This window comes from Halopelagius fulvigenes, from assembly GCF_042662625.1.
Taxonomy (GTDB): domain Archaea; phylum Halobacteriota; class Halobacteria; order Halobacteriales; family Haloferacaceae; genus Halopelagius; species Halopelagius fulvigenes.
Genome location: NZ_JBHSXH010000015.1, coordinates 1,395,653 through 1,408,021 on the forward strand (window position 1 = coordinate 1,395,653; position 12,369 = coordinate 1,408,021).

The following is a 12,369-nucleotide window of genomic DNA, read 5'->3' on the forward strand; positions in this document are numbered from 1 at the left end:
CGACGAAACGCGGTGCGGAGAGAAGGGTGAGAGGGAGGGAAGTACGGAGACCGTCGGGGGCGAAGAGGAGGTGCGAAAGAGAACCGAAGCGAGAGAGGAGAATGAGGAGAGACGCGGAGAGACGGAAGCGAGGGGGCGAACCGGCGAGAGCGTCCGCTCTCCGCGGGGCGGTGACGGAAAACGTCGCGTCGGCGACGCGGACTACAGCTTCTCTCGGGCGACGGTCACGCCGGTCGGCGTGATGATGATCTGGTCGTCGCCCTTCTGGACGATGTCGCCGTCGACCTCGTTCGCGACCTGTCGCAGGTCGTCTACGATGTGTTCCATCGTACTGTCGGAGGTCGTGTGACGGGTGATGTCCGCGATGACGATGTCGCCGTCGTACACGGCGTCCTTGATGGCGATGACGTCCTGTTGACCGCCTATCGCGGCGATGCGGACGCTCGTACCCGCTTCGCCGCGCGCGGTGTCGAACTCGTCTAAGTCCAGCTCGACGTAGTCCTCAGACGTGTGCTGTCCTCCCCCGCTGAGGATTTTGCTCATGATACCCATGCGACCTAAAAGCGCTAGCTCGGGGTTAGTTCTTACGTCAGACGCTCGTCCGACGGCGGGTCGAAGCGGGCGCGGCGTGCCGCCTCACGGAGGTTTTTGCTCGGGTAGTGCGACGACGCCGACGTGACATTCAGCATCTGCGTCCGCGAGGAGTACGACGCCGGCGGGGAGACGCACGACCGGTTCGGCGTCGCCGTGACGACGCGGCTTCCCGGCGTCGGAGTGCTCTGTCCGTTCGCCAGCGAGAACGGCGCGGTCGCCACCCAGAGTTTCACCAACGTCGAGTTGGGGCGGAAGGGCATCGAGTACATCGACGACGGCCTCGCGGTCGAAGACGCGTTGGAGGCGTTGCTGAACGCCGACGAGGGGCGACGTCAGCGACAGCTCCACGGCGTGGACGCCGAGGGGACGTTCGCGTTCTCCGGCGACGACTGCCACGGGTGGTACGGCCACGTCGAGGGCGAGAACTACACCGTCGCCGGCAACCTCCTGACGGGCGAGTCCGTCGTGGACGCCGCCGCCGCGGCGTACGAGGAAGGAGGCAGAGACGCCCCGTTGGCGGAGCGATTGGTCGACGCGTTGGAAGCGGGGCACGAGGCGGGCGGCGACAGGCGCGAGGACTTAGAGGTGCAGAGCGCCGCCCTCGTCGTGGAGACGACGGAGGCGCGCGCGCCGGAACCGTACTACGACGACCTGCGCGTGGACGCCTCGCGGACGCCCGTCGCCGACCTCAGAGAGACGTACGAGGCGGCGAAGGAGGGGTACGAGGCCGCCATCGAGAAGTACCACGGAGAGTGAGCGCGCGCGAGAGAGCGACCGAGAGAGAGTGAGAGAGCGACCGAGACGGCGAGAGCGTCCGGCGACTCAGACGGAGAACTCGTACAGTTCGTCGCCGACATGGTGTATCGAGTCGACGACCTTCCCCGAGTCGCCGACCATCTCGCTCCCGGGTTCGAGTGCGCGGCCGACCGCCAGCACCTTGCCGTGCGTCTCCTCGGCGACGAGGACGAAATCGCCCGACTCGATGGAGTCGTCCGCTTCGACGATGCCGGGGCGCATCACGTCGGCCCCGTCGCTGACGAACGAGATAGCGCCCGCGTCCACGGTGACGACGTTGCGCGACGGCGAGTACTGGTTCGCGCCGCGGACGGTCAACGCCGGGTCGCCGTCGAGGAACATCACGACCGGTTCGCCGTCCACGAGGACGATGTCGTACTCCGAGTCCGCGAGTTCGACCATCTCGTAGGCGTCGCCGTCGAGTTCGACGCCCGTGCGGTCGGCGATGGTGTCTTCGATGTCGGCTATCTCGTCGCTCCGGAGGTGGTGCCGGGACTTCACCTTCATGTTCGTTAGTGCGCCGCGGGCGCGAATAAATCGACCGTTATTCGAAGCGTACGGGTTCGGCCACATTCTCCGTAGACAGACCGTCTACGCCCCGACGAGCCGGTCGAACGGGAATAAACGCTAAGTAACGGCGGCGCTTGGTGAATCGTATGTGGCGCTCCCGGACCAACCGGGACCGGAAGATGGTCGTCTGCATCGCCTGCGGTACCTCGGTCCTCCGCTCGGAGGCGCGAGAGTACGACAAAGAGGGCAACCGTTGGGACCGGCACGGAAAGGAGTTCGAACACCTCTGTAAGGAGTGCTATCGGGGGCTCTGTCACCAACCCCGAGACGAGTTGGAGGGACTCCTCGTGGAGGTGGAACGAGACGGGGCGGACCGTGCGGAGTTCCTCAGTCGGTACTTCGGCGCGGTAGAGGAACGGTACGGGTCCGCCGAAGAGACGAACCGAGAGTCCTGACGCGACGCCCGCGGCTGCCGCCCGATTTTTGAGACCCCCGAAAAAATCCGTCGAGCGGACGCGACGGGCGAGAGACCGAAGGACGGCCCCCTCGCCCGCCGAGGTATCGACCCTGCGTGCGACACGACTAACTACCTCTCCCGTTTAGTCGTGCGCATGTCGAACGACGCGCAGGCGCAGGCCGGGACGGCGGAGGGGCAGGGGCCCGTCGAAATCAGCCCCGACGTCGCCCGGCAACTGCAAGAGAAACGCGAGGAACTCTTCGAGGAGTTCGAGATTCGGGACAAGTTCCCGCCGGAAGTCCTCACTGAGGCCCGGGAACGAACCGAGGGCGTCCACGACGAGATTCAGGACGAAATCGACGAGCGACGCGATTTACGCGACCTGACGACGTGGACGACGGACCCGGTGGACGCACAGGACTTCGACGACGCCGTCAGCATCGAAGAGAACGACGAGACGTACACGCTGTGGGTCCACATCGCCGACGTGAGCCACTACGTCCACCCCGGGTCGGAGATGTGGGACGAGGCGGTAAAGCGCGGCAACACCGTCTACCTGCCCGCGTACACCATCCACATGCTCCCGCCGACGCTGGCGGAGACGGTCTGTTCGCTCGTCCCCAACGAGGACCGCCTCGCCCACACCGTCGAGATGGAGATAGACAAGGAGAACCTCTCCTTCGAGAACATCGAGATCTACAAATCCGTCATCGAGTCGGACGAACGACTCACCTACACGCAGTGCGAGGCGCGCCTCGACGACGAGGACCTGCCGCTTCACGAGGAGTGTAACCTCGTCTTCGAACTCGCGGACCAGATGCACCAACAGCGAAAGGAGGATGGCTCTCTGGTCCTCAACCCGCGGCGCGACAGGGCGCACACCATCATCGAGGAGTGCATGCTGAAGGCCAACAAGGCCGTCACGCACGAACTGATGTGGAACCGCGGCGTCGAGGCGATGTACCGCGTCCACCCGCAACCGACCCCCGACCAGTGGGACAAGGCGCTCCGCGAGATCATGGAACTCGACGGCGTCTCCATCCCGAGCGCGTCGTTCGACGACCCGCGGAAGGCCGTCAACGCCGCTCTCGAAAACTCGCCGCCGCGCGCCCTCAACAAGATTCAGCGTGCCGTCCTGAAAGTGATGCCCCGCGCGAAGTACATGAACGACCCCTTCGGCGGGCACCACGCCCTGAACTTCGACATCTACGGGCACTTCACCTCGCCCATCCGCCGACTGTCGGACCTCATCAACCACTGGATCGTCCACGAGAACGACGTCCCCGAGGACCTCATCGAACTGTGCGACCGGGCGTCGGACCGCCAGAAGGACGCCGAAACCGCCGAGCGACTGTACAAGCAGTTCCTCGAAGAGGTGCATCTTGACCCCTACGCGGTGAACAACCGCGGCCTCCGGACCGTAGACGACGAGGGCAACGTCGTCAACGAGAAGGGTCTGCCGCCCAAGCAAGCGGACCTGCGCGAGGACTGACCGCCCTCCCGTCCGCCCGCGACGCTACTTCTTGTGGGTGAAGAGTAGCACGTCGTCGTCGTGCGTCGTGACGCAGAGGTCCAACAGCATGCTCAGTTCGAGGCTGTTGTACTCCTCCTCGCAGACCACGAGGTCGTCGAACGGTTTCTCGCAGGCCGGACAGGCGATGCTCACCGTGTTGCGGTACGTGGTGACGCCGCCGCTAGACTCGTGCGGCGTCACGGACGAGATGAGGTCGTCGTACGCTGCGTCGTCCATGTTCTGTCGGAGACGACGGGGTGCTGTGTGATAATTTTACTCCTACCCGGGAGGGGTCAACGACGACAGCGAGGGCGTTCTCCGAATCGACTTCCCCGAGACGAGGACTAATCGCGGACGCCGCCGCGTTCGGACGCGGCGCACTCCGCTTCACTCGGCGTCGAACGCGCGGCGGAGACCGAACGCCGCGAGGAGGGCGTGGGCGAGGTTCCCCCACCCGTCCATCGCCATCCCCATCACCAGGTGGACGCCGCGTTCGAAGCCGAACGCGCGCCACCCCGCCGCGAACAGGCCGGCGAAGAGGACGCCGCCGAGTCCCAAGTAGGCGCGGGCCGACGCCTCGGTGCGGCAAGCGAGCAACCCGACTGCGCCGTACGTCACGTGCAGCATCGAGTGTCTGCCGTTGACCGCGACGGCACCGAGAAACAGGCCCGGATCGGTGTTCACGAGTCCGTCGTCGTCGTTCTCGACGGTCGGACCGACCATCGTGAGGAGGCCGGCGGCGAAGTTCAGCGCCGCGAACTCCCGTGCGACGGTCTGGACGTGCGGTTCCCCCGACTCCGTGCGTCGCCTCCGTTCTCCGCGTGCGATCGGTTCGTCGGCCATCGCCCTGAAGTCGCGGCGTACCCGGGAGTCACTTTCGGCCCGGTGACCGACTGCGGTGATCGAGCGACCGGTAGCCGGACGACCCAACCTGTGTTAGCGAGGCGTCGCCTCCGCCGGTTCATTTCCCGCCGGCGGACGGCGAGAACTCGGAGAGACGCGGGGGAACAGGCCGAAGACGGGGCGACGGGAAAAACGCCGACCGGACGCCGGCCGGCGGACCGACCGACTCACGGGAGCGGTTCTGCCCCCGTCGATTCCGTTCCGGTGGCCCGTTCGACGGCGCCGCCGCAGTCGGGACACTTCCTGCGGTCCGACTGGAACGTCCGTTCGCAGACGGTGCACTCGTAGTGGTACGGGTCGGCGGTGCGCCACCGGTCGATTCTCTCCTTGAGGTCGGTGAGGAACGCCATCGGTGCCCACCGTTCGGCCCTAAGCCATGGGTATTGATACCACTTGTCGTTGCGCCGCTCAAGCCGTCGTCGCCCTAGTTCGAGAGAAAGACGCTCGCTCGCAATTTTCGTGAACGACTATGATATTTATTATCATGTGAGTTCACCGCACATTCCGTGTCCGAAGAGGAACACCACGACGTTTCAGGGGTATCGAGGCGGCAGTTCGTCCAGTTAGCGGCCGCGGTGTCGGCCGCCGGGGGTGCGCTCTCGGGGACGGCGGCCGCCGGGGAGGACGGCGAGGGCGGGACCACCGCCGACGGCGACGCTGACGCGGCCGAACTGGTGGAGGAGATGACGTTAGACGAGAAAGTGTCGCGGACGCACGGCGCGGAAGGGGGCCCGGAGGGAATCGCGGGCTACCTGCAGGGGGTCGAACGACTCGGCGTCCCCGGGATGGGGATGGCCGACGGGCCGCCGGGCGCGTCGTTGGGCGAACCGACGACGGACTTCCCGCATCCGATAGCGGCGGCGGCGACGTTCGACCCGGACCTCAACGCCGAGATGGGCGCGGCCATCGCCCGCGAGGTGAAAAGCGGGGGCGTCGAGGTGTTGCTCGCGCCCTCGATGGACACGTTCCGCATCCCCCTCCACGCTCGAAGCGGCGAGACGTACGGCGAGGACCCGGCCCTCGCGTCGGCGATGGCCGCCACGTACACGGGCGCCGTCCAGTCCGAGGGCGTCATCGCGACGCTGAAACACTTCGTCTGCTACAATCAGGCCAGCACGACCGGCGATGTGAACGACTACTTCTCCTTCTCCGAACACGACGTCAGAGTGGACGAACGCGCCCTCCGCGAGATATACTACCGGCCGTTCGAGGCGGCCGTCACGGAGGGCGACGCCGGCGCGGTGATGCCCGCGTACAACAAGGTCAACGGGGAGTTCTGCAGCGAGAACGAGCAGTTACTGCGCGACGTTCTCAAGGGAGAGTGGGAGTTCGACGGCTTCGTCGTCTCCGACTGGTACGGAACTCACAGTACCGTGGACGCGGCGAAAAGCGGCCTCGACGTGGAGATGCCGTCCGAGAACTACTTCGGCGACGCCCTGAAGCAAGCCGTCGAGAGCGGCGAACTCGACGAGAGCGTCGTGGACGAGATGGTGCGCCGAACGCTCGACTCGCAGGCCGAAATCGGCGCGCTCTCCGGCGAACGAGAGGGATCCGAACCCGTCCGCGGGACCGATGAGCACTTCGAACTCGCCCAGCGAATCGCCGAAGAGGGGTCGGTCCTCCTGCAGAACGACTCGGGCGTTCTCCCCCTCGACGAGGACGAGGTGGACGAACTCGCCGTCGTCGGTCCGACGCCCGAGGAGTTCAAACCGAGCGTCGGCGGCAGCGACCACATCGAGGCCATCCGCCGCGTCGGTCCGGTGGCGGGCATCGAGAGCGTCGACGACGACGTGACGGTCACGCCCGTCGCGACGGACCAGTACGAACTCGCCGGACCGGACGCGTTCGCGTCCGAGAGCGGCGACGCGGGGTTCACCGCCGAGTACTTCGCCTCGGACGACTGGTCCGGCGACCCGGTGCGCACGCGCGTCGAAGAGCAGATAGACCTCACCGAGTCGGACCTCGACGGCATCGCCTCCGACAACGTCACCGTCCGATGGTCCGGGACGCTCACCGCGCCGTCGAGTGGGACGTTCGCCCTCCAACTGGCGAGTCAGGGGGAGGGAGCCGTCTACCTCGACGGCGAGGAGGTCATCTGGAGCGAAGGCGGCGGGTTCTCCGGCCCGAAGACCGAGGAGGCCGCCGTCGAACTCGAAGCGGGCGAGGAGTACGAGGTTCGCGTCGACGCGGCGGGCACCGCTCCCGTCCGCTTCGAGTGGACCACCCCCGAGGCGATAGCGGACGCCGTCGAGGCGGCCGAGTCGGCTGACGAGACGGTCGTCCTCGCGCGGACGGACACGTTCTACGGCGACGACCGCCACGAGTACGAACTCCCCGGCAACCAGAACGCGCTGATCGAGAGCGTCGCCGACGCCAACGACCGAACGGTCGTCTTGCTGAACACCGAAGCGCCGGTGGCGACGCCGTGGGCCGACGACGTGCCGGCCATCCTGCAGGTGTGGTTCCCCGGACAGGAGGGCGGGACGGCGGTGGCGAACCTCCTGTTCGGCGAGGCCAATCCGTCCGGAAAGACGCCGGTGACGTTCGCCGAGAGCGTCGAGGACTACCTCCCGGGGGAGGTGGCGACGCTCCCGGACGGCGCGCGGGCCTACCCCGGAATCGACGGGACGGTGTACTACGACGAGGGCGTCTTCGTCGGCTACCGCCACTTCGACGAACACGGCGTCAAACCGCGGTTCCCGTTCGGCCACGGCGAGTCCTACACGGACTTCGAGTACGACGCCCTCCGGGTCACGCCGAAAGTGAAGAACCGGAACAAGGAGACGGTGAAGGCGAAGGTGCGGGTGAAGAACGTCGGCGACTACGAGGGCGCCGAGGTGGTGCAACTGTACGTCGGCGACAGGGACGCGAGCGTCGAGCGACCGCCGAAGGAGCTGAAGGCGTTCGAGAAGGTGCGCCTCTCGCCCGGCGAGGAGACGACGGTGGAGTTCGAGCTCGACGAGGAGGCGTTCTCCTTCTACCACCCCGAGGACGGGTGGACGGTCGAAGCGGGCGCGTTCGACGTTCTGGTCGGCAGTTCCTCGCGGGACGTTCGGGCGAAGGACACGATAGCGGTACAGGCGAAGTCGAAGGGCCGCGGGCCGTCGGGAGGCAAGACGGCGACGGCGGACGACTGAACTGTCGTCGTCCGTGAAGGTACGCGCACCGACGAAAAACGCCTTTCAACGCCTATCGCCTATCTCTTCGGGTGAGCCTCATTAGCACGGTGAAGGAGATGCTCGTCCCGGACACCGAACGCGGGGTTCAGTACGAGTGCGTCGAGTGCGGCGAGCGGTTCGAGAAGGCGCGCAAACGGTGTCCCGAGTGCGGCGAGCGGGAGATTATGGAGGTAGAGGGGTTCGACATGCGGCCGGACACGTGAGCGACTAGATGAGTGTCCGCCCGCGCGTCGGAGTGGCCCGGAGAGCGGAGCGTCAGAGGACACTTACGCTCCGTGAGCGGTGATCTGAGAAGATGAGCGATATCTTCTCGGGGGGCGTTCACGGGGACCTTTCCTACGAGTTAAACGACATGACCGAGTGGAGCGACGTCGACGCGGATATCGCGATTTCCGACCCTCCGTTCGGTCTCGAATTCGGCGGGAAGGCGGGAAACTACAACCGAGACGAATCCCGCGTCGTGGACGGGTACGTCGAGTGGAAGACGGACCGGTACGCGGAGAAGGTCGATCAGTTACTGGACGCTCTCGCGCGGAACACCACCGCTAACGGGCAAGCGATCGTCTTCTCGGGCAAGGACAACAGCCACATCCTCCATCAGACCGCGCTCGACCACGAGACGTGGCGACTGGAGGGGAAGCTGTACTGGGCGTACAACTTCGCCCCCTACTGCAAGAGGCGCCCCGCGCACAACGTCTACGAGTTATTCTGGCTCGTGAAGGGCGACGACTGGTACTACTCGAACGAGTGCTCCTTCGAGCACTGCCAGGAGGGCGAGTCGAACCTCTCGGTGCTGGACGTCAAACGAAACTATCTGAAGGAGATGCCGAAGTACCCGACCCGCCTCCCGTTGGAGGTGGTGGGCGTGTTGCTCGAACACTTCACCGAGAAGGGTGACCTCGTGTTCGACCCCTTGGCGGGGTCGGGAAGCGTCGGAATCGGAGCCAGCGCCCTCGGCCGGGACGCGATACTGGGCGACCTGAACGAGAACGCGAGGGGGGTGTTCGAATCGACGGTCGAGTCGCTGGAAGACGGCGGAAACGTGTTCCCGGACCGTTCGAACACACGTCCCTGAACGAGTTCTAGCGAAGCGTATCAGAGGGTTCGGCAGATCCGAGGGCCGGGCACTTCTCGAACAATCGGTCGGCGACGCGGTTTTTCGTTCGTCGGTAGCCGTGCGAAGTGGGTCACCTGCGAGCACAACCTCTGTTCGAGAAAGGTTATGGAATGTGAATCGAACATCAAATTCTAGCGAGTTCTACGGAGGACACCCCCGGTCCGCTTCAGAACGTCTTGAGCCTCGTTACGGGGATAGCGCTCGGACTGATCGTCGGACAGATGGTGACCACTCTGCTGGGGATAGGCGGAGTCGCAGTAACTATCGTCCCCATCGTGACGGCCGTTCTCTCCACCGTGTTAGTTCTCCTCCTCTACAACCGAGTCTTCCTTTCGTCTACGAACCAACTCAAGGCTCCGCAGGAATGAGAAACTCACATCGTTCAGTACAGAGCTCGAATTGAACACCTTCATGAAAAATTGAAGTGCTATACGCCAGTATCTAATCGGAATGGTTGATAAGGACGTTGTTCGACGCAGTTACGATAACTTAGCCGAGACGTATGCCGCAGAACGGTCTGAAGGCGGTCACGGGATGGACATACTCGACCAGTTTCTCAGACCGCTTTCGGAGTCTGCGCGTGTTCTCGATGCTGGTTGCGGACAGGGGGCACCAGTCCTCCGCCAGTTGAGTGCATCGACGACCGCAGCCGGGATGGATTTTTCCCGTACACAACTGGAGTTGGCCACGGAAAACGCTCCTCGTGCGTCGCTCATACAGGGCGATATGACAAATCTTCCTGTCCGCGACAGCCTGTTTGATGCGATCACTGCATACCACTCGTTGATTCACGTTCCACTGGAAGAACACCAAGCGGTTATCGACGAGTTCGCGCGCATCTTGCGTCCCGACGGGCGGTTGCTCCTCTCCGAAGGCCCTGATGAATGGAGTGGGTCAAATCCGAATTGGCTTGGGAGCGGTACCGAGATGCAGTGGCATATCGCCGGAGCAGAAGCCACACGAGAACACCTACGGAACGCTGGTTTCACTGTCGTAGATGAGTGGGGAACCGCCGACACGTTAACCGAAGATGGTGGGCGTTGGGTGTTCTTCTCGACTCGCCCCGATAAATAGGCACTCCTACTTAGCGGCTGTTTCTACTGTTTGAGGGATAAACTTATCTTCGAACGTTCCTGGTTGCATCCATGGAATCCCCTCACGGCGAGGACCGGACGCGAACCTCGATTCAACTCACCGGGACAAGAATCACCGCGAACTCGCATGGACTCACCGCTCTCGGTTATAAAGAGCATAGGAGAATCGCACAGCGGGAAGGAGTTGCGTTCCTTCGGTGTCGCGCGAAGCGCGAATGGACTCGCGGGGATTTGAACCCCGGGCCTCTTCCTTGCGAAGGAAGCGATCTGCCACTGATCTACGAGCCCGCACTTCGTTCGAAGGCGTGCGGTCATTTGTACCTTCTGTTTCGAATCGGCAAAGCGAACGCGTCGCACACCCGCGAACGGAGAGAGCGGTCGCTGGCGGGTCGAGAGTCGAAAGTGAGAGAGAAGGCGCGGACGCCTCAGCGTCGTGGACCGCACACGGGACGCGAGACGACCCCTAAGATGTGCGCCTCGTCCGAACGGTCGGCCTCGTAATCAGTCTTCGAGGACGATTTCGATGCTGACGTCGTTCGGCACCTGAATGCGCATCAGTTGGCGCAGGGCGCGTTCGTCAGCGTCGATGTCGATGAGACGCTTGTGGACGCGCATCTCCCAGTGTTCCCACGTGGCCGTCCCCTCTCCGTCGGGGGACTTCCGCGTCGGAACTTCGAGCGTCTTCGTCGGCAGCGGAATCGGCCCGCTGAGATTGACGCCCGTCTTGTTGGCGATTTCGCGGACGTCGTCGCAGATGTCGTCGAGGTCGTCCGGGCTGGTCCCGGCGAGACGAACGCGTGCCTGCTGCATTCTATCGCTCGTTGACCTCGAGCACCTTGCCGGCCGCGATGGTCTGACCCATGTCGCGGACGGCGAAGCTGCCGAGTTCCGGGATTTCGCCCGACGGCTCGATGCTGAGCGGCTTCTGCGGTCGGACCGTCACGACCGCAGCGTCGCCGGACTTGATGAAGTCGGGGTTCTCCTCGGCGACTTCGCCCGAGGAGGGGTCGAGCTTCTGGTTGATCTCCTCGATGGTACACGCGACCTGCGCCGTGTGGGCGTGGAAGACCGGCGTGTACCCGGCCGTGATGACCGAGGGGTGCTGCATGACGACGACCTGCGCCTTGAACGTCTCGGCGACGGACGGCGGGTCGTCGGCGGGACCGCAGACGTCACCGCGGCGGATGTCGTCCTTGCCGACGCCACGGACGTTGAACCCGACGTTGTCACCGGGGCCCGCTTGGTCGACCTCTTCGTGGTGCATCTCGACCGTCTTCACTTCCCCGCCCACGTCGGAGGGCTGGAAGGAGACGTTGTCGCCGGGGCTCATCACACCGGTCTCGATACGTCCGACGGGGACGGTACCGATGCCGGAGATGGTGTAGACGTCCTGAATCGGCAGTCGAAGCGGCGCGTCCGTCGGCGGCTCCGGCTCCGGCAGGTCGTTGAGCGCTTCCAGCAGCGTCTGACCGTCGTACCACGACGTGTTGTCGGACGCTTCCGCGATGTTGTCGCCCTCGAACGCCGAGATGGGGACGAACGTCGCGTCCTCGGAGCGGAAGCGAACCTGCTTCAGGAGGTTCTGGACTTCTTCCTTGACCTCCTTGTAGGTGTCCTCGCTGTAGTCGACGACGTCCATCTTGTTGACGGCGATGATGAGTTCGCCGATGCCCAGCGTGCGGGCGAGGAAGACGTGCTCACGGGTCTGGGGCGCGACACCGTCGTCGGCGGCGACGACGAGAACCGCGTTGTCCGCCTGCGAGGCGCCCGTGATCATGTTCTTCACGAAGTCGCGGTGACCAGGACAGTCGACGATGGTGAAGTAGTACTCGTCGGTGTCGAACTCCTGGTGGGCGATGTCGATGGTGACACCGCGCTCGCGCTCTTCGGCGAGGTTGTCCATGACGTAGGCGAACTCGAATCCGCCCTTGCCCTTGGACTCGGCCTCTTCTCGGTGCTGCTCGATTACGTGCTCGGGGACGGACCCTGTCTCGAACAGGAGTCGGCCCACGAGCGTACTCTTTCCGTGGTCAACGTGGCCGATGATGGCCAAGTTTTGGTGCGGTTTGTCACTCATTGGTGGGTCACGCGCTAAGGCGCTCTGTGGAAGGGTGTTTAACCTGAAACACCTAAAACGATTTCGATACGCTATACGGCCCGGAGCGCCGCCGTACCGCGATTTGTGCGAGGAGATGTCACACCGCATC

The 12,369-nt window shown here is 64.4% G+C and carries 14 protein-coding genes and 1 tRNA gene; 7 read left to right on the forward strand and 8 right to left on the reverse strand.

Features of this window, described 5'->3' with window-relative positions:
- Window positions 1-201 precede the first annotated feature (201 nt).
- The gene (locus ACFQEV_RS17405) at window positions 202-552 is read right to left on the reverse strand and encodes a cell division protein SepF (protein ID WP_379698800.1); all 351 of its coding nucleotides are present in this window, start codon (window positions 550-552) and stop codon (window positions 202-204) included.
- A 123-nt stretch (window positions 553-675) separates the two neighbouring features.
- Between ACFQEV_RS17405 and ACFQEV_RS17410 the strand changes: the two genes are divergently transcribed.
- Window positions 676-1,350, forward strand: coding sequence for a DUF1028 domain-containing protein (locus ACFQEV_RS17410; RefSeq protein WP_379698802.1), 675 nt, complete (start codon window positions 676-678; stop codon window positions 1,348-1,350).
- 66 nt (window positions 1,351-1,416) lie between these two features.
- On the opposite strand, the gene ACFQEV_RS17415 is transcribed toward ACFQEV_RS17410, so the two are convergent.
- A complete protein-coding gene (locus ACFQEV_RS17415) occupies window positions 1,417-1,896 on the reverse strand; it encodes an RNA-binding protein (RefSeq protein WP_379698804.1) in 480 nt (159 codons plus the stop codon).
- Between the two features lie 149 nt (window positions 1,897-2,045).
- Between ACFQEV_RS17415 and ACFQEV_RS17420 the strand changes: the two genes are divergently transcribed.
- Both ACFQEV_RS17420 and ACFQEV_RS17425 read left to right on the forward strand, forming a co-directional pair.
- Window positions 2,046-2,354, forward strand: a complete 309-nt coding sequence (locus tag ACFQEV_RS17420; RefSeq protein WP_379698806.1) for a DUF7562 family protein — start codon at window positions 2,046-2,048, stop codon at window positions 2,352-2,354.
- Between the two features lie 156 nt (window positions 2,355-2,510).
- A complete protein-coding gene (locus tag ACFQEV_RS17425; protein WP_379698808.1) occupies window positions 2,511-3,848 on the forward strand; it encodes a ribonuclease catalytic domain-containing protein in 1,338 nt (445 codons plus the stop codon).
- A gap of 24 nt (window positions 3,849-3,872) precedes the next feature.
- Here the strand turns inward: ACFQEV_RS17425 and ACFQEV_RS17430 are convergent, their stop codons facing one another.
- The 3 genes from ACFQEV_RS17430 to ACFQEV_RS17440 form a co-directional block, all read right to left on the reverse strand.
- Complete coding sequence (locus ACFQEV_RS17430) at window positions 3,873-4,106, reverse strand: DUF7385 family protein (protein ID WP_092538087.1); 234 nt, start codon at window positions 4,104-4,106, stop codon at window positions 3,873-3,875.
- 150 nt (window positions 4,107-4,256) lie between these two features.
- Window positions 4,257-4,712 carry a DUF4383 domain-containing protein gene (locus ACFQEV_RS17435; protein WP_379698811.1) on the reverse strand — a complete coding sequence of 152 codons (456 nt, stop codon included), beginning with the start codon at window positions 4,710-4,712 and terminating at the stop codon, window positions 4,257-4,259.
- A gap of 227 nt (window positions 4,713-4,939) precedes the next feature.
- Entirely contained in the window at window positions 4,940-5,122 is a 183-nt protein-coding gene (locus tag ACFQEV_RS17440; protein ID WP_379698813.1) for a hypothetical protein, read from the reverse strand.
- 156 nt (window positions 5,123-5,278) lie between these two features.
- Here ACFQEV_RS17440 and ACFQEV_RS17445 point away from each other — a divergent pair, with 156 nt between their 5' ends.
- The 4 genes from ACFQEV_RS17445 to ACFQEV_RS17460 all read left to right on the forward strand — a co-directional run bounded on the left by ACFQEV_RS17445 (window position 5,279) and on the right by ACFQEV_RS17460 (window position 10,142).
- On the forward strand, window positions 5,279-7,909 hold the full coding sequence (locus ACFQEV_RS17445) for a beta-glucosidase (RefSeq protein ID WP_379698815.1): 2,631 nt from the start codon (window positions 5,279-5,281) through the stop codon (window positions 7,907-7,909).
- A 71-nt stretch (window positions 7,910-7,980) separates the two neighbouring features.
- On the forward strand, window positions 7,981-8,154 hold the full coding sequence (locus tag ACFQEV_RS17450) for an FmdB family zinc ribbon protein (RefSeq protein WP_379698817.1): 174 nt from the start codon (window positions 7,981-7,983) through the stop codon (window positions 8,152-8,154).
- Window positions 8,155-8,303: 149 nt separating this feature from the next.
- Window positions 8,304-9,026, forward strand: coding sequence for a DNA methyltransferase (locus ACFQEV_RS17455; RefSeq protein ID WP_379698819.1), 723 nt, complete (start codon window positions 8,304-8,306; stop codon window positions 9,024-9,026).
- A gap of 492 nt (window positions 9,027-9,518) precedes the next feature.
- The gene (locus tag ACFQEV_RS17460; protein ID WP_379698821.1) at window positions 9,519-10,142 is read left to right on the forward strand and encodes a class I SAM-dependent methyltransferase; all 624 of its coding nucleotides are present in this window, start codon (window positions 9,519-9,521) and stop codon (window positions 10,140-10,142) included.
- A gap of 236 nt (window positions 10,143-10,378) precedes the next feature.
- On the opposite strand, the gene ACFQEV_RS17465 is transcribed toward ACFQEV_RS17460, so the two are convergent.
- From ACFQEV_RS17465 to tuf, 3 genes are all read right to left on the reverse strand, one after another.
- Window positions 10,379-10,450: transfer RNA gene (locus tag ACFQEV_RS17465), tRNA-Ala, on the reverse strand.
- A 213-nt stretch (window positions 10,451-10,663) separates the two neighbouring features.
- A complete protein-coding gene (rpsJ, locus tag ACFQEV_RS17470) occupies window positions 10,664-10,972 on the reverse strand; it encodes a 30S ribosomal protein S10 (RefSeq protein WP_092538099.1) in 309 nt (102 codons plus the stop codon).
- 1 nt (window position 10,973) lies between these two features.
- The gene (gene tuf / locus ACFQEV_RS17475) at window positions 10,974-12,239 is read right to left on the reverse strand and encodes a translation elongation factor EF-1 subunit alpha (protein WP_379698823.1); all 1,266 of its coding nucleotides are present in this window, start codon (window positions 12,237-12,239) and stop codon (window positions 10,974-10,976) included.
- Between the last annotated feature and the right edge of the window lie 130 nt (window positions 12,240-12,369).